Origin of the sequence: uncultured Tateyamaria sp. (genome assembly GCF_947488715.1) — a bacterium.
In the GTDB taxonomy this organism is placed as follows: Bacteria; Pseudomonadota; Alphaproteobacteria; order Rhodobacterales; family Rhodobacteraceae; genus Tateyamaria.
In genome coordinates, this window is the sequence record NZ_CANLAG010000003.1 from 422,858 (window position 1) to 437,996 (window position 15,139).

16 protein-coding genes are annotated in these 15,139 nt (G+C 61.4%); 12 read left to right on the top strand and 4 right to left on the bottom strand.

Annotated features, from left to right (window positions below):
• Positions 1–128: 128 nt before the first annotated feature.
• Positions 129–1,550, bottom strand: a complete 1,422-nt coding sequence (gene tldD / locus Q0936_RS09925; protein ID WP_299293554.1) for a metalloprotease TldD — start codon at positions 1,548–1,550, stop codon at positions 129–131.
• Between the two features lie 176 nt (positions 1,551–1,726).
• On the opposite strand from tldD, the gene coxB reads away from it, so the two are divergent.
• The 12 genes from coxB to Q0936_RS09985 all read left to right on the top strand — a co-directional run bounded on the left by coxB (position 1,727) and on the right by Q0936_RS09985 (position 12,954).
• Positions 1,727–2,608 carry a cytochrome c oxidase subunit II gene (gene coxB / locus Q0936_RS09930; RefSeq protein WP_299293551.1) on the top strand — a complete coding sequence of 294 codons (882 nt, stop codon included), beginning with the start codon at positions 1,727–1,729 and terminating at the stop codon, positions 2,606–2,608.
• 61 nt (positions 2,609–2,669) lie between these two features.
• Positions 2,670–3,608 carry a heme o synthase gene (locus Q0936_RS09935; protein WP_299293548.1) on the top strand — a complete coding sequence of 313 codons (939 nt, stop codon included), beginning with the start codon at positions 2,670–2,672 and terminating at the stop codon, positions 3,606–3,608.
• Complete coding sequence (locus Q0936_RS09940; protein ID WP_299141392.1) at positions 3,605–3,766, top strand: cytochrome C oxidase assembly protein; 162 nt, start codon at positions 3,605–3,607, stop codon at positions 3,764–3,766. Before Q0936_RS09935 ends, Q0936_RS09940 begins: the two co-directional genes overlap by 4 nt.
• The gene (locus Q0936_RS09945; protein ID WP_299141387.1) at positions 3,763–4,341 is read left to right on the top strand and encodes a cytochrome c oxidase assembly protein; all 579 of its coding nucleotides are present in this window, start codon (positions 3,763–3,765) and stop codon (positions 4,339–4,341) included. The genes Q0936_RS09940 and Q0936_RS09945 overlap by 4 nt, the downstream gene beginning before the upstream one ends.
• A gap of 10 nt (positions 4,342–4,351) precedes the next feature.
• Positions 4,352–5,206, top strand: coding sequence for a cytochrome c oxidase subunit 3 (locus Q0936_RS09950; protein ID WP_299293545.1), 855 nt, complete (start codon positions 4,352–4,354; stop codon positions 5,204–5,206).
• Between the two features lie 78 nt (positions 5,207–5,284).
• Positions 5,285–5,956, top strand: a complete 672-nt coding sequence (locus Q0936_RS09955) for an SURF1 family protein (protein ID WP_299293542.1) — start codon at positions 5,285–5,287, stop codon at positions 5,954–5,956.
• Between the two features lie 12 nt (positions 5,957–5,968).
• Entirely contained in the window at positions 5,969–7,357 is a 1,389-nt protein-coding gene (thrC, locus tag Q0936_RS09960; protein ID WP_299293539.1) for a threonine synthase, read from the top strand.
• Between the two features lie 7 nt (positions 7,358–7,364).
• Entirely contained in the window at positions 7,365–8,627 is a 1,263-nt protein-coding gene (locus Q0936_RS09965; RefSeq protein ID WP_299293536.1) for a pitrilysin family protein, read from the top strand.
• Positions 8,627–9,211 (top strand): GNAT family protein, encoded by a 585-nt coding sequence (locus Q0936_RS09970; protein ID WP_299293533.1) that lies wholly within the window; start codon positions 8,627–8,629, stop codon positions 9,209–9,211. The genes Q0936_RS09965 and Q0936_RS09970 overlap by 1 nt, the downstream gene beginning before the upstream one ends.
• Positions 9,212–9,295: 84 nt before the next feature.
• Positions 9,296–10,132: an MBL fold metallo-hydrolase gene (locus Q0936_RS09975; RefSeq protein ID WP_299293530.1), complete on the top strand. Its 837-nt coding sequence runs from the start codon at positions 9,296–9,298 to the stop codon at positions 10,130–10,132.
• Positions 10,133–10,220: 88 nt separating this feature from the next.
• Positions 10,221–11,633, top strand: coding sequence for an FAD-binding oxidoreductase (locus Q0936_RS09980; RefSeq protein ID WP_299293527.1), 1,413 nt, complete (start codon positions 10,221–10,223; stop codon positions 11,631–11,633).
• 109 nt (positions 11,634–11,742) lie between these two features.
• Positions 11,743–12,954 (top strand): hypothetical protein, encoded by a 1,212-nt coding sequence (locus Q0936_RS09985; RefSeq protein ID WP_299378073.1) that lies wholly within the window; start codon positions 11,743–11,745, stop codon positions 12,952–12,954.
• Position 12,955: 1 nt separating this feature from the next.
• Here the strand turns inward: Q0936_RS09985 and Q0936_RS09990 are convergent, their stop codons facing one another.
• The 3 genes from Q0936_RS09990 to Q0936_RS10000 are packed head-to-tail and all read right to left on the bottom strand — an operon-like array spanning position 12,956 to position 15,007.
• Entirely contained in the window at positions 12,956–13,486 is a 531-nt protein-coding gene (locus Q0936_RS09990; protein ID WP_299141378.1) for an adenine phosphoribosyltransferase, read from the bottom strand.
• Positions 13,483–14,118, bottom strand: a complete 636-nt coding sequence (locus tag Q0936_RS09995) for a LysE family translocator (RefSeq protein ID WP_299293521.1) — start codon at positions 14,116–14,118, stop codon at positions 13,483–13,485. Before Q0936_RS09995 ends, Q0936_RS09990 begins: the two co-directional genes overlap by 4 nt.
• A 10-nt stretch (positions 14,119–14,128) precedes the next feature.
• Positions 14,129–15,007 (bottom strand): S-methyl-5'-thioadenosine phosphorylase, encoded by an 879-nt coding sequence (locus tag Q0936_RS10000; RefSeq protein ID WP_299293518.1) that lies wholly within the window; start codon positions 15,005–15,007, stop codon positions 14,129–14,131.
• Between the last annotated feature and the right edge of the window lie 132 nt (positions 15,008–15,139).

The following is a 15,139-nucleotide window of genomic DNA, read 5'->3' on the forward strand; positions in this document are numbered from 1 at the left end:
ATGGTTGATTTCACAAGGAAAATTCGCGGCAGTTTTTTCGCGTTGGAACAAATATGGAACAGATGCTGCGCCGCAGCCTCCCCATATCTGGCGAGGTCTGCGCAGCGCAGGTCAGAATCGCTGGTCGTTCAGGTCGCAGAACCACCAACCGTCAAGCCGCCGATCATCAGAGTCGGTTGCCCAACGCCGACCGGCACCCACTGGCCTGCCTTGCCGCAATTGCCCATGCCGGGATCAAGCGCCATGTCATTGCCGATGCCGCGAATGTGCTTGAGGGCGGTGGCCCCGTCGCCGATCAGTGTCGCGCCAGTGACAGGCGCGCCCACTTTGCCGTTCTCGACGCGGTAGGCCTCGGTGCAGGAAAACACGAATTTGCCGTTGGTGATGTCTACCTGACCGCCACCAAAGCCGACGGCATAGATACCATCACGCAAATCGGCCACGATATCACCGGGTGTGGTGTCGCCCCCCAACATATACGTGTTGGTCATGCGCGGCATGGGGGCGTGCGCATAGCTTTGACGCCGGCCGTTGCCGGTGGTCGGGACACCCATCAGGCGCGCATTTTGGCGATCCTGCATGTATCCCACCAAAACGCCGTCTTCGATCAGCGTGTTCCTGGCGGACGGGGTGCCTTCGTCGTCGACGGTGATCGAGCCGCGCCGATCCGGGATCGTGCCGTCATCCAGAACGGTCACGCCCTTTGCGGCGATACGTTCGCCCATCAAACCGGCAAAGGCCGAGCTGCCCTTGCGGTTGAAATCGCCCTCAAGCCCGTGACCGATGGCCTCGTGCAGCAGGATGCCGGGCCACCCGGGCCCCAGGACAACATCCATCACACCCGCCGGGGCAGGGACCGCTTCGAGGTTCACAAGCGCCACGCGCAATGCCTCGCGCGCCTTGGCCTGCCAGTCAGCGGGATCAATGAGGCCGTCAAGCCCCACGCGTCCGCCGCCGCCAGCCGATCCGCTTTCCCGGCGACCACCCTGTTCCACGATCACCGAGATGTTCAGGCGAGTCATGGGGCGCGTGTCGCGGACGGTGTGGCCGTCAGCGCGCAGAATTTCGACCTCTTGCAGGGATGCCGCCAGCGAGGCTGACACCTGCACGACGCGCGAATCAAGGTCGCGCAAAAACGCATCGATTCCCTTGAGCGTGTCGAGCTTGACCGGAAAACTTGCGCCTGCAATCGGATCATCCGGCGCATAAAGACGTTTGTTGGTTGGCGTCGGCGCGTCCGACATCTGACCACCGCCGTCGCCCACGGCAAGGCGCGCGGTCTCGGCGGCGCGGCGCAGTGCGGCCTCTGAAATCTCGGTTGAATGGGCGTATCCCGCCACCTCACCACGCACAGCACGCAACCCAAACCCCTGTGCAGCGTCATAGCTGGCTGTCTTCAGCCGCCCATCGTCGTAAACAAGCGCCTCGGACCGGCGACGTTCAAAGAACAGCTCGCCATCATCCGCGCCAGCCGTGGCCGCCCGCAAAATGGACAAAGCCGTGTCTCGGTCAACGTCTTGGTCCAGCGGGGCAAAGGGGGTATCGGTCATCACGTTCTCCTGCCGTGGGGGCGGGGTGAAGCGTCCGTTTGACGCGCCCCAAAACTCTTTATCTTGGACGCAAGATATGATTGTAAGTCGCGACAATACAACGGGCGGGGGATGCGGTGCGCGCATTGGCCATCCGCAGCAACCCAAGATCGATCCAACAAGATCAGGACGACCAGATGAAAAAGTTTCTCTCGATGACCGGCGTGCTCGGCGCCTTTGCCGCCGCCCCAGCATGGGCGCAGGATGGATTGGAAGTGATTGGCCGCCCCGTTGATGGCGCCATGGGCTTTCAACCCGCAGCCACCGAAGTGGCCCGCCGCCTGCAATGGCTGGACGGTATGATTCTCGTGATCATCACAGTGATCACGCTGTTTGTGGTGGGCCTGCTGGCATGGGTCGTGATCCGCTACAACGCCAAGCGGAACCCCGAGCCTGCCAGCTTTACCCACAACACGCCGGTCGAAATTGCGTGGACGGTCATTCCGATCGTCATACTGGTGTTTATCGGTGCCTTCTCGCTGCCGACATTGTTCCACCAGCAAGAAATTCCAGAGGCGGACGTGACCATCAAGGCCACCGGATACCAGTGGTTCTGGGGCTACGAGTATGTGGACGAAGGTTTTGCCTTTGACAGCTACATGATCGGCGCGCCGGCCACGGGTGGCGACAACTCTCTGACACCAGACACCGAACAGGCGCTGGTCGATGCGGGTTACTCGCGTGAGGACTTCTTGCTGGCCACCGACAATGCGGTTGTGATCCCCGTCAACAAAACGGTTGTGATCCAGGTGACAGGCGCTGACGTGATCCACGCATGGACCATCCCCGCCTTCGGCGTGAAACAGGACGCCGTGCCGGGCCGTCTGGCTGAACTGTGGTTCGAAGCCGAGAAGGAAGGCATCTATTTCGGTCAGTGTTCCGAGCTGTGCGGCATCGCCCACGCTTACATGCCGATCACCGTCAAAGTTGTGAGCGAAGAGGCTTATGCCGAATGGCTCGCGGGCGCCAAAGAAGAGTTTGCGGGCACACCGCGCACCTTCGAGTTTGCTTCCAACTGATCCCGGTGCGGGCGGGGGCATACCCCGCCCGACCTGACACCCTGCTGGACACAGAGCGCGCATGACAGACATCAGCTATCAAAATCAGGCACACGAGGGTGAGGCATCGCTGGGCGATTATTTCGCCCTGATGAAGCCGCGTGTGATGCAGTTGGTGGTCTTCACGGCGCTTGTCGGCCTGCTGGCCGCACCAATCAGCGTGCACCCGGTTGTTGCATTTGCGTCTATCCTGTTTGTGGCAATTGGAGCAGGCGCGTCTGGCGCGCTGAACATGTGGTGGGACGCTGATATCGACGCAGTCATGAACCGCACGGCCAAGCGTCCGATCCCCGCAGGCAAAGTCACGCCGGACGAGGCCAAAGTGCTCGGCGTGGCGTTGTCTGGCATGTCTGTGATGATGCTGGGCCTTAGCGCGAATTTGCTGGCTGCGTGCCTCTTGGCATTCACGATTTTCTTTTACGCCGTCATCTATTCCATGTGGCTGAAACGTTCGACCCCGCAGAACATCGTCATTGGTGGTGCGGCGGGTGCATTCCCTCCGGTCATTGGCTGGGTGATCGCCACGGGGTCAATGTCGGTCGAGGCGTGGCTGATGTTCGCGCTGATCTTTATGTGGACGCCGCCGCATTTCTGGGCATTGGCGTTGTTCATGAAGTCAGACTACGACGATGCGGGCGTGCCGATGCTGACCGTTACGCATGGCCGGAAATCGACGCGCAAACACATTTTGGCCTATACCGTTCTCCTGGTCGCATTGGCGGTTGGGACGGCATTCACAGCTATTGGTGGTCCGGTCTATCTGACTGCTGCCGTGATCCTGAATGTACTGTTCCTCAAGGGTGCCTACGACATCTGGCGGCGCGATGAGGCGCAAGCCGAGGCGGATGGCTACAAAGTAGAGAAATCGTTCTTCCGGCTGTCGCTGTGGTATCTGTTCCTCCACTTCGGTGCCATTCTGGCAGAGGCCGTCCTGCCTGCTGCCTGGGGGATCTGGGCATGACGATTAAGGCGGAGCATGAAATCCACCAGCGCCGCAAAGGCCGCAACATTGGCGTAGGGCTGATGTTGGCCGGGTTTGTTGTGCTGGTTCTGGCGCTGACCTTTGTCAAAATCACCAGCGGCGATTTCGAATTGCCCAGAGCGGAGGCCATCGAATGACACGCCTGACCGGTCCTCAGAAAACTGTGGCTCAAACCGTCGGCCTCGTTGTTGTTATGGGTGGTTTGGCCTGGGCATCCGTGCCGTTTTACGACTGGTTCTGCCGTGTCACCGGCTTTGGCGGCACCACCGGCGTCAGCGAAGTGGCCAGCGACGACATTCTGGACCAGACCATCAAGATCCGCTTTGACGCGTCCCTCGAACGCAACATGCCGTGGCAATTCACGCCCACGGTCCGCGAGATGGAATTGCGCATCGGCGAGACTGGGCTGGCCTTCTACGAGGCTTACAACCCGACCGACAAACCCGTGGCCGGATCGGCCAGCTACAACGTCGCGCCATACGAGGCAGGCGGGTTTTTCTCCAAGATCGACTGCTTCTGCTTTGAAGAGCAAGTGCTGGCACCGGGCGAGCGCGTCCAGATGCCTGTCACCTTCTATGTCGACCCCGAAATCGTGACGGATCGCGATGCGCAATACGTGCATACGATCACGCTCAGCTATACTTTTTACCAAATTGACCTGCCCGAAGGATTTGCTTCGTTAGAGCAGGCAACAGACACTAACCTGAACTGAGGGACGGACCATGGCCCACGCAAAAAATCACGACTATCACATTCTTGCGCCATCGACGTGGCCCCTGCTGGGGGCGCTTGCGGGCTTTACCATGCTGTTCGGCGCCGTTGCTTGGATGTCCGGTGGCATGACCATCCTGTTCAAATCCATCGAACTGAGCGGCCCGTGGCTGTTTGCGATGGGTTTTGTCGCCGTGCTCTATGTGATGTTCGGCTGGTGGGCTGACGTCGTTTCCGAAAGCCGGATTGGCGATCACACACCGGTTGTCCGCATCGGCCTGCGCTATGGCTTCATCCTCTTCATCATGTCCGAAGTGATGTTCTTTGCCGCGTGGTTCTGGGCCTTCTTCAAGGACGGCATCTACCCGATGAGCGAATATGTCGGCACGACATATGTCCGCCCCGAGATTTACCACGTGGACGCCTTCCACCTGCCGCTGATCAACACGTTGATCCTGCTGTTGTCGGGTTGCGCCGTCACATGGGCGCACCACGCGCTGGTGCACGGTGGCGAGCGCAAGGACGTGATCAACGGTCTGGCCATCTCTGTTGTGCTGGGTGTGTTCTTCACCATTCTGCAGGGCTACGAATATTCCTACCTGCTGTACCAGGGCTGGCAGTTCGGCGAGGACACATTCTTCTCGGCCTTCTTTATGGCAACCGGGTTCCACGGTGTGCACGTGATCATCGGAACGATCTTCTTGTTCGTCTGCCTGCTGCGCACGATGAAGGGGCACTTCACCGCCGAAAAACACATCGGGTTCGAGGCTGCCGCTTGGTACTGGCACTTCGTTGATGTTGTGTGGCTGTTCCTGTTCTTTGCCGTCTACATCTGGGGCGTGGCACAGATGCCCGGCGCGCACTGATCGCGCAGGATCTCTCAAGGCTTCAAAGCGCGCGGGCCTGGCCTGCGCGCTTTTTCTTTTGGACAGGGTGAGGGCGCGATGCGGCTTTGGTTTCTTCTGATTGTCGGCGTGGCCGGGGTGACAACGCTGTTGTCCCTTGGCAACTGGCAGGTGCAGCGGCTGGCCTGGAAACAGGACCTGCTGGCGCGCATCGAAACCGAGATCAGCGCCGCCCCCGTCAGCCTGACGCAAGCCACCACGCCCGCATTCACCCGCTATGCCCCGGTCGAGATCACAGGGCAGTTTGGTGCGGGCCATATCCGTATGTTGGCCTCGCGCAAGACGACCGGCGCCGTACACCGCATCATCCGCCCCTTCGAGGCCGAAGGATATGGCCGCATCCTCGTCGACACCGGCTGGGCCCCTGCCGCCCGCGCGGTAAACACCGTGCCGCAAACGCCCGTCACGTTGATCGGCAACCTTGACGCCCCGAACGAGGCCGACAGCTACACGCCCGCCCCCGACATTGACGGCAATCTATGGTTTGCCCGCGATGTACCCGCCATGGCCGACACCCTGTCGACCGTGCCAATCATGGTTGTGCTGCGCGATGCGCCGGAAATGGACCTTGGCGTGACGCCTTGGCCTGTAGACACGGCTGGTATTTCCAACGATCACCTGCAATACGCCATCACATGGTTTTCGCTGGCCGCCATCTGGGGGGCCATGACCGCATATTTCCTGCTGCGCCACCGCCGCAGCCCGCGCTGAGAAAGACGACACATGCGCTATGTATCCACGCGGGGACAGGCCCCGGTGCTGACCTTCGAAGACACGATGCTGACGGGCCTCGCCCGTGACGGGGGGCTTTATGTGCCCGAGACGATCCCGCAGATCGACGCCGCCGACATCGCGGCGATGGACGGGCAGTCCTATGAGCAGATCGCCTATACGGTAATGCGCCCCTTTGTCGGCGACACGTTCACCGACGACGAATTCCGCGCCTGTATCGACCGCGCCTATGCCGGGTTCGGCCACGCCGCGCGCGCGCCGATGGTGCAGCTCGATCAGGGGCATTTCCTGCTGGAGCTGTTCCACGGGCCGACGCTGGCCTTCAAGGATTTTGCGATGCAGCTGATCGGCCAGCTGTTCCAGACCGCGCTGGCCCGTCGCGGCGACCGTGTGACCATCGTGGGCGCCACGTCCGGCGACACTGGCTCTGCCGCGATCGAGGCGTTCCGTGGGCTGAGCAACGTGGATGTGTTCATCCTCTATCCCCATGGCCGCGTCAGCGAAGTGCAGCGCCGCCAGATGACCACCCCGGTCGAGGACAACGTACACGCGCTGGCGCTGGACGGTGATTTTGACGATTGTCAGGCGCGGCTCAAGGACATGTTCAACGACTTCGATTTCCGTGACGGCGTTGGGCTGGCGGGTGTGAACTCGATCAACTGGGCGCGCGTGCTGGCGCAGGTCGTCTATTACTTCTCTTCCGCCGTGGCGCTGGGTGCGCCTGCGCGCAAGGTCAGCTTTACCGTGCCCACAGGCAATTTTGGCGACATCTTTGCGGGCTACATCGCCAAGCGTATGGGCCTGCCCATCGACCGTCTGGTCGTGGCCACCAACCAGAACGACATTCTGCACCGCTGTCTGGCAGGGCAGGGGTATCACAAGGGCGACACGATCCCCTCGATCAGCCCTTCGATGGACATCCAGGTCAGCTCCAATTTCGAACGCGCGCTCTTTGACGCCTACGGGCGTGACGGCGGCGCGGTGGCGCAGCTGATGGACGAGTTGAAATCAGGCGGCTTTGACGTCAGTCAGGGTGCGATGCAGGCCTTGCAGGAACACTATGCCTCTGGCCGCGTGTCCGAAGACGACACCAGCGCCCAGATCGCCGCGACCTTGGCCGCGACCACGGAACTGCTGTGCCCGCACTCTGCCGTGGGTGTGCATGTCGCTGAACACCAGCGCGTCGCAGGCACGCCGATGATCACTCTGGCCACCGCGCATCCGGCGAAATTCCCGGCTGCGGTCGAGGCGGCCACGAGCTTGCATCCGCCCCTTCCCCCGCGCATGGCGGACCTGTATGAACGGCCCGAACGCCTGACACGGGTGCCCAACGACCTCGACGCCCTCAAGGCCCACATCATCGCGCACCGCGCCCAGTGAGACTGAATTGACCACACGCACACATCAACTGAGCAACGGCTTTCGCATCGTAACCGAAGATATGCCGGGGCTGGCATCAGCCTCTATCGGCATTTGGGTCGGTGCGGGTGCCCGCCACGAAGCGTCTGATCAAAACGGGATCGCGCATTTTCTGGAACATATGGCCTTCAAAGGCACCAAGCGCCGCAGCGCGCTTGAGATTGCCGAGGCGATTGAGGATGTGGGCGGCTATATCAATGCCTACACCAGCCGCGAGGTCACAGCATACTATGCGCGTGTGCTGCAAAACGACGTCCCGCTGGCGCTGGATGTACTGGCCGATATCCTGCTGAACCCCGTCTTTGATCAAACCGAGATCGAAACCGAACGTGGTGTGATCCTGCAAGAGATCGGGCAGGCGCTGGATACGCCCGACGATGTGATCTTTGACTGGCTGCAGGAACAGGCCTATCCCGAACAGCCCCTTGGGCGCACCATCCTGGGGCCATCCGAACGTGTCTCTGCATTTGGGCGCGAGGACCTGTCGCGCTTTATTGGCCAACACTACGGGCCCGAACAGATGATCCTGTCGGCGGCAGGTGCGGTGGACCATGATGCCATCGTGCGGCTGGCCGAAGAGCTCTTTGGTGATCTCGGGCGGCGGCAGCAACTTGAGGCGGACACCGCGCAGTTCTCGGGTGGTGAAATCCGCCAGACCAAGACGTTGGAACAGGCGCATTTTGCGCTGGCCTTTGAATCGCCGGGCTACCGCGATCCCAACATCTATACTGCACAGATTTACGCCAGCGCGCTGGGTGGAGGCATGTCGAGCCGCTTGTTCCAGGAAATCCGTGAGCATCGCGGTCTGTGCTACACCATCTTTGCCCAAGCCGGAGCCTATGCCGACACTGGCATGACCACGATCTATGCGGGCACTGCCTCGGATCAGATTGCTGATTTGGCGACCATCACCGTGGACGAAATGAAGCGCGCCGCCGATGACATGTCCGAAGCAGAGGTGGCGCGCGCGCGCGTGCAGATGAAGGCGGGCCTGCTCATGGGGCTGGAAAGCCCGTCCAACCGCGCCGAACGTCTGGCGCGATTGGTGCAGATCTGGGACCGCGTTCCGGCGCTCGATGAAACGGTGGCCATGATTGATGCGGTCACAGTGGCCGACGTGCGTGCCTATGCGGAACACATCGCAGGCACCGCGCCAATGGCCATGGCGCTCTATGGTCCGGTGGATCACGCGCCCAGCCGCGCCACATTGCAGGAGCGGCGCGCCGCCTGATGTTACTGGCCAAGCGGAAATTGCGGATCGAAACCGAGCGCATGACCTTGCGCCCACCGATCCATTCCGATTTCCGGCCCTGGGTTGCCTTGCGCAGCGCCAGCATCGACCACCTGACACCCTGGGAGCCCAGTTGGTCCGTAGATCATCTGAGCCGCAAGGCCTTTACCAACCGGGTCTACTGGGCGCAGCGTTCCATTGGGTCGGGATCGGCCCTGCCGCTGTTTCTTGTGCGGCGCAAGGACGAGATGCTGATGGGGGCCATCACGCTCGACAACATCCGCCGGGGTCCGGCACAGGCCGGAACGCTGGGCTACTGGACAGGCGAACAGTTCGCGCGCCAGGGCTATATGCGCGAGGCGATCCTGTCGGTGGTCCATTTTGCATTCACCCGCCTGGACCTCAGCCGGATCGAAGCCGCCTGTTTGCCTGAAAACGTGCCGTCGCGGGGGCTCTTGGAAACCTGCGGGTTCAAGTACGAGGGTGTTGCCCAGAGTTACCTGCAAATCGACGGTCGGTGGCGGACGCATGTGCTTTATGCGGCGCTGCGTATGGACCGCCGGGGTCGCACCGACGCGGGCTAGGCGCACCGCCTCACAGCATTTCGATTTTGTCTGCGCCCCGCGCCGCGCTACTCTTAGATCCATGCACGGTCACAGGAGCGGTTCATGACGGTCTTTCGATGGTTTGCCCTTGGCATATGGATCATTGCGTCTCCGGTGTTGGCACAGGACAATTCGCGCACGCCGAGCCACTGTATCGCGCTGGCCGGTGACATAGACGGGGCGCAATTTGTCCATCAGGCCCGGTTTGATCTGAACGTGGCACCCGATACGGTGCGCATCCATTATGTCGCGCACGCGTCCTTCCTGCTCAGTACGGCGGGCGGGCTGAATATGGTTACGGACTATACCGGGTTTCTGGGTGGGGCTGAGATGATCCCGGATGTCGTGACGATGAACCATGCCCACGGCACACACTGGACGGCCAACCCAAATCCCGAAATCCCGCATGTCCTGCCCGGATGGGGCCCGTTTGGTGTCGGGATCGACCACCGGCTTGATCTGGGCGAAGTGCTGGTGCGCAACGTGTCCACAGACATTCGTTCGCAGTGGTCTGGCACTGAGGAAAATGGCAACTCGGTCTTTGTGTTCGAGGTTGCGGGCCTGTGCATCGGGCATCTGGGGCATTTGCACCATGAACCCAACGCCGAACAATACGCAGCCATTGGCCGTCTCGACGTGGTGATGGCCGCGGTTGACGGTGGGACAACGGTGGACCTGCCCACAATGACCCGCATCCTGAACCGGTTAAAGTCGTCCATTGTGATCCCGATGCACTGGTTCGGGGAATACACGCTGGATCAGTTCCTCGTCGGGATGCGCGACAGTTTTCAGATCGTCGAAGTGGGCGGGCCCGCGCTGGATGTCTCGCTCGACCGGTTGCCGTCGCGACCGACGATCATGGTGTTGCGGCCAAGCTGGCGTATCGACACCGACGATTGACGTGCAGGTCACTGGCTCTTTGACGCATTGCCGTTTGCTGGCCATTGATGCCACATGTGCGCATTGTTCAAAGGACACATGACCCCCAGTGCTGAATTCCCTGACCTCCGAGCGCGAAGCCGCGCTGCGCGCGACACTGCCTGATGATCGATTTTCCAAGGCCGAGGCGCGCCACCTCGAAGAACCGCGTGGCCGTTATGCCGGACAGGCGGGTTTGCTTGCCCAACCGCGCAGCACGGAAGAGGTGGCAACGCTGATCCGTGCGGCTGCTGACGCGCGCGTGCCTGTGGTGCCTTATGGTGGCGGTACGGGGCTGGTTGGCGGACAGGTCGCGCCTGACGGGCCGGTGCCGCTGATCCTGTCTTTGGAAAAGATGAATGCCATTCGGGCGGTTCACGCCGAGGAAAACGTGTTGATCGCCGAGGCGGGGGCAATTCTGGCGGACGTGCAGGCGGCGGCTCAGGATGCTGGGCGCCTGTTCCCTTTGTCGCTGGCCGCCGAAGGGTCCGCGCGTATCGGTGGCAATCTGTCGACCAATGCGGGTGGCACCGGCGTTTTGCGTTATGGCAATGCGCGCGACCTATGTCTTGGCCTTGAGGCGGTGATGCCCGACGGTGCGATCTATCGCGGTCTCAGCCGTCTGCGCAAAGACAACACAGGCTACGACTTGCGCCATCTGCTGATTGGCGCCGAAGGCAGCCTGGGCGTGATCACGGCTGCGTCGCTCAAGCTCTTTGCCCGCCCTGCTGATGTGGGGGCGGCCCTGTTCCAGGTGACCTCGCCAGCCGCCGCGCTGTCGTTGCTCGCATTGGCGCGCGACGTTGTGGGTGAATCGGTGAACGCGTTTGAGCTGATCCACCGTCAGGGGTTCGATTTTCTGGCCGAGACCATGCCGAATGTGGTCAATCCCTGGGCCGAGACACCGGAATGGTGCGTGTTGGTTGAGTTGGGCCTTGCGACGGGTGCGTCCAGTGACGACGCCCTCGAGCGGATATTTGCAGCCGGCGTGGAGGCCGGTCTGATGTCGGACGGCATGGTGGCGCAGAACGAAGCGCAACGCGCGGCCTTTTGGACCATCCGCGAGAGCATCCCCGAAGCCAACCGCCGCATCGGCTCCATCAGTTCGCATGACATCTCCGTGCCCTTGGGTGCGCTGGCGGACTTCATTGACGAAGGCGGGCGTCGGATCGACCGGTTGGGCGCATTTCGCGTCAACTGCTTTGGTCACGTGGGCGATGGGAACCTGCACTACAACGTCTTTCCGCAGCCTGGGAAAACACGGGCGGATCACATGGCCGAAAGGGACGAGATCAAGCGCGTGGTGCATGATCTGGTGCACGAAATGGGCGGATCGGTCAGTGCTGAGCACGGAGTAGGGCGTCTGAAGGTGCCGGACTTGGAACGGTACAATGACCCAACCAAGATGTCGGCGATGCGGGCCATCAAGGCGGCGCTGGACCCGTTGGGGATCATGAACCCCGGTGCTGTGTTGCGCGCCTGACACCACGCGTCAAAACACAGGCCCGCCAACAAAATCAGTTGGCGGATGTCCCGTATTGCGCCAACACTACAACCATTGGTGAAGCAATGTGTTGTGAACGGACGTCCCTGTGAAATCTCGGGTCAAACCTAATCCACCGGCCGCGCCTGAACGGCCTCCCTTCGACCTTGTGGGTTTTTTTGCCAAGGTTCTGGGGTCGCTGGCCGCAGTCGCCTTGATCCTCATTATCGTGGATCAGACCCGCTATGCGGTGTGGTCGCCGTACAAAGACACGCAAAAGCTCAAGCACAGCCTTGCCTGCTTTCAACACGCGCGCACCATCGACACACCCGAAGGTGCCGACGACATCAGCATCGAACGGGTGCGCACGGAACGCGCGGTCTATCAGTTGATGGATGAGGCCCGGCAAGAGATGCAGCCGACGGACTTTTGGGGCAAACTGCGGTTGTTTGCGCTGTGTTCAAACTTTTCCAAGGTGGGGTTCAGCGGGTTCGAGGTTTCGGGCCAAGCATCGCAAGCCCGTTCGGTGGCACGTATTGATGCGGGCGAGGCTGACACAATGATCGCCCGTGTGCGCCAGTGGAAGCGTCTGTTCCCCGCGATCCAAGACGATACAATCGACAAACTGACCTGCGAACTGGCCCGGCTCAAGGACATCTCTTTTTCTCTTAACAAGCGGTGTGAAAGCGACGGTGGGTTGATTGAAATTCCAAGTTCGGTCGTCTTGTCACCTGAGTCTGGTAGCTCCAAATTGTTTCAGTGCGCGGTGGACGTGACAACCGGCATCTGCATTCCGCCCGCTGCAGGCGATGAACCCTGTGCGTGCAGCTATACAGATATTGGTCAAGTCGACCCCGTGCCAGTTGAACCGGACCCCGTCGAACCGGACCCGGTTGATCCGGATCCGATCATATCCACACCTGGTGATGGCAAGCCGCCCGAAGACTCCGAAGCATGGAAGGACCAGTGGCTCTTGGTGACAGGTGCCGATCAGACCTATACCGCCTCTCGCGATCAGATCAATGCGGTTGAGAAGGCACTGACCGATGCAGGCATTTCCGCCGACGCATATTCGGTCGAACTGCGTTTGATCCGGTCGTGGAAGCGCACCGTGGCCGTCTTTGCATCCAAGGAAGATGCCGACGCCGCTCTGTCCCGCACGCGTACGACGCTGCCCTATGGCGGATATGTGCGCAATCAGGGGGCCTGGTGCCCGGCCTATTCACCCGAGACCCCGCAGGCGGCCACCGACGCAATCGCCAAAGAGGGGCTTGCGAATTTCGACACGCCCGTGCGGCAATGCGTTTTGTCCGCGTCCTGACCTAGAGCCCCTCAAAGGCGCACAGCGCAGTGACGTCCATGCCCATGGCCTCCAACTTGGCGCGCCCACCCAGGTCGGGCAGATCAATCACAAAGGCGCAGGACACGATCTCGCCGCCCAGCCGTTCGACCAGCTTGATCCCCGCCTCGGCGGTGCCACCAGTGGCCAAAAGGTCATCCACCAACAGGATCTTTTCACCCGGCGTGATGGCGTCATCGTGCAACTCGACAATCGCCTCGCCGTATTCCAACGTATAGGCTTGGCTGACCGTGGCACCGGGCAGTTTGCCCTTTTTGCGGATCGGCACAAAACCTACGGACAATTGGTGCGCGATGGCGCCACCCAGGATAAAGCCCCGCGCCTCAAGGCCCACGACCTTGTCGATCTGCAGGCCCGCATAGGGGTGCAACATCTGATCCACCGCCATGCGAAACCCGCGCGGATCGGCAAACAGGGTTGTGACATCGCGGAACATGATCCCTTCGTGGGGAAAGTCGACGATAGTGCGGATATAGTCCTGGATCTGTTTCATGTGGATCTCCGAAGGGTTGCGGTCAGCAGGCCCATGCCGATCAGCGTGGCACCGCCCGCACGGGTCAGCCACATCTGGAAATTGGGCCGCGTGATCCGCGCGCGCATGGCATTCGCAGCCAGCGCAAAGACGAGCGCATTGATACCCGCGATGGTCACAAAGGTTGCGATCAGTATGCCCGCCTGCGGGGCAAATGCGGCGTCTGCCTGAATAAACTGCGGAACAAAGGCAACAAAGAACGTGTTCGATTTGGGGTTCAGCGCGGTGACAGTGGCCAAATCGCGGAACACGCGGGTCGGGGTCTGTCCGGCGGGTTTGTCCATCAGTGCCGATTGCGTGGACGCCGACGTGGCGCTGCGCAGCATCTTGATCCCGAGATAGATCAGGTACACTGCACCCACCCATTTCAGGATGTTGAACGCCATCGCAGACGCCAGAAACAGCGCACCAAGGCCAATCACCGAAAGTGTCATGGCGATCAGGTCGCCGACCGCGACGCCAAGGGCCGATGCAACCGCCACGCGACGGCCTTGGGTCATCGCATAGCTCAGGACCATCATCAACGTGGGGCCGGGAATGACCAGCAATGCGGTCGAGGCTGCGGCAAAGGTCAGCCAGAGTTCAAAAGACATCGGAGTTTCCTTATGCGTTCAGAACACGGCCTGCGACCGCGTCGAGTTTGGCAATGACGCTGGCGTCGCGCGCCTCTGGGGCTGTGATGATGGCGTATTCCAGCGCGCGGTCGCAGCCATGCGGGCACAGGGCGCGGTCCGATCCCAGCAGGGCGGGCAGGCGGCGGACCATGTCACGGCCCTTGTCTGCATTGCCCATGAGGGTCTGGATGATCTGGGTCACGTCGACTTCGCCGTGGTCCGGGTGCCAGCTGTCGTAGTCGGTGATCATGGCAACGGATGCGTAACACAGCTCTGCTTCGCGGGCGAGTTTGGCCTCGGGCATGTTGGTCATGCCGATGACATCTGCGCCCCAGCTTTCGCGGTACATTTTTGATTCCGCGAGGGTCGAGAATTGCGGCCCTTCCATCGCCAGATAGGTGCCGCCCTCATGTACGGTTACGCCTGCATCTTTGGCGGCAGTCACGCACGCCGCCGACAGGCGCGGGCAGGTCGGGTGCGCCACACTCACATGCGCGACACAGCCGGTGCCAAAGAACGATTTTTCCCGCGCAAACGTCCGGTCGATGAACTGGTCCACCACCACAAAGTCACCCGGCGCCATGGCGTCGCGAAAACTGCCGCAGGCCGACACCGAAATCACGTCCGTCGCGCCCAGGCGTTTGAGCGCGTCGATATTGGCGCGGTAGGGCACCGTGGTCGGGCTGTGCACGTGGCCGCGCCCGTGGCGGGGCAGGAACGCCATATCGACCCCGTCCAGCGTGCCGGTGAGGATCTGATCGGACGGTGCGCCCCATGGCGTGTCGACCTGCACCCATTCCGCGCCTTCAAGACCGTCGATGTCGTAGATGCCAGAGCCGCCAATCACGGCGATTTTTGTGCGGGTCATGGGGGTCTCCGTGTGGTCAGAACCAGAATGCTGGACGCGCAGTGGTGCGTCGTTGTCCTACGGGTACAAACCCGTGTGGCGGCTGTACACCCCCACCGGGCGCAAGTTCAAAGGGATGCGCAACAGTTGATG

Coding starts and splice junctions, on each gene's coding strand:
- tldD (WP_299293554.1), bottom strand. CDS start 1,550: ATGACCGATACCCCCTTTGCCCCGCTGGACCAAGACGTTGACCGAGAC.
- coxB (WP_299293551.1), top strand. CDS start 1,727: ATGAAAAAGTTTCTCTCGATGACCGGCGTGCTCGGCGCCTTTGCCGCC.
- Q0936_RS09935 (WP_299293548.1), top strand. CDS start 2,670: ATGACAGACATCAGCTATCAAAATCAGGCACACGAGGGTGAGGCATCG.
- Q0936_RS09940 (WP_299141392.1), top strand. CDS start 3,605: ATGACGATTAAGGCGGAGCATGAAATCCACCAGCGCCGCAAAGGCCGC.
- Q0936_RS09945 (WP_299141387.1), top strand. CDS start 3,763: ATGACACGCCTGACCGGTCCTCAGAAAACTGTGGCTCAAACCGTCGGC.
- Q0936_RS09950 (WP_299293545.1), top strand. CDS start 4,352: ATGGCCCACGCAAAAAATCACGACTATCACATTCTTGCGCCATCGACG.
- Q0936_RS09955 (WP_299293542.1), top strand. CDS start 5,285: ATGCGGCTTTGGTTTCTTCTGATTGTCGGCGTGGCCGGGGTGACAACG.
- thrC (WP_299293539.1), top strand. CDS start 5,969: ATGCGCTATGTATCCACGCGGGGACAGGCCCCGGTGCTGACCTTCGAA.
- Q0936_RS09970 (WP_299293533.1), top strand. CDS start 8,627: ATGTTACTGGCCAAGCGGAAATTGCGGATCGAAACCGAGCGCATGACC.
- Q0936_RS09975 (WP_299293530.1), top strand. CDS start 9,296: ATGACGGTCTTTCGATGGTTTGCCCTTGGCATATGGATCATTGCGTCT.
- Q0936_RS09990 (WP_299141378.1), bottom strand. CDS start 13,486: ATGAAACAGATCCAGGACTATATCCGCACTATCGTCGACTTTCCCCAC.
- Q0936_RS09995 (WP_299293521.1), bottom strand. CDS start 14,118: ATGTCTTTTGAACTCTGGCTGACCTTTGCCGCAGCCTCGACCGCATTG.
- Q0936_RS10000 (WP_299293518.1), bottom strand. CDS start 15,007: ATGACCCGCACAAAAATCGCCGTGATTGGCGGCTCTGGCATCTACGAC.